This window comes from Vibrio sp. 1978 (assembly GCF_033344345.1).
In genome coordinates this window covers 1-779 of the sequence record NZ_JAWPOP010000347.1, presented here as the reverse complement: position 1 = coordinate 779, position 779 = coordinate 1, and the positions used below count along the sequence as shown (strand labels likewise).

General features: G+C 42.4%; 1 protein-coding gene. It reads left to right on the top strand.

Annotation, left to right across the window (positions count from 1 at the left end; all coding sequences use genetic code 11):
- Positions 1–193: 193 nt before the first annotated feature.
- The coding region (locus R8N49_RS26545; RefSeq protein ID WP_318190373.1) for an SRPBCC family protein at positions 194–779 on the top strand (586 nt) is incomplete at its 3' end.

Here is a 779-nt window from a genome sequence, read left to right as displayed (position 1 = left end):
AATTAAACGATGATGGCGTCCGATTTAGCGCGAAAGTGACGTTTGTTTCTTAACGTCCCAATTTGCCAATGAAGCCAGAGTTAACGTTCTGGCTTTTTTGTCTCACTTTTTACCTCTAACTAACAGTGAAACAAGAAAAAACTAGGATTTGATTTAGAATAAGTAGAGCGAAACAGAAACTTAAGGAATGGCTATGCTTGCTTATCAGGTCAGCAAAAGTATTGAAATCAACAAATCTCAAAGTGAGATCATCGATTATCTAAAGGATTTTAAAAACTGGCCTGAGTGGTCTCCTTGGATCATTTTGGAGCCAAGCTGCGAGCTGACTTACAGTGACAATCAAGGCCACGTTGGTGCTGGTTACCAATGGAATGGGCAACGAATTGGAACGGGGGCGGTTGTTCTGGAAAGCACACAAGAACATCGCTTAGACATGGAGCTGCATTTTTTTCGCCCCATCAAAAGCCACGGAAAGGTGACGCTCATCGTGACGCCGTCACAAGATGGTTGTACCGTAGAATGGCAAATGCAGTCTCGTGTTCCTTGGTATCTGTTTTTTCTGAAAACGATGTTCAAATCCATGGTTGAAATGGATTACGATCGTGGACTCAAAATGCTAAAAAGCCAGTTAGAAACTGGGCAAATATTGTCGCAGTTGAGCGAAATCGGCACTCGTCATCAAGATTTGATTCATTACGTTGGTTTGCAAGGTTCAGGCACAATTCCTGAGCTTGGTCCAATCATGAAAAAGCAAACTCAAAGTCTGTACGAACTGATGC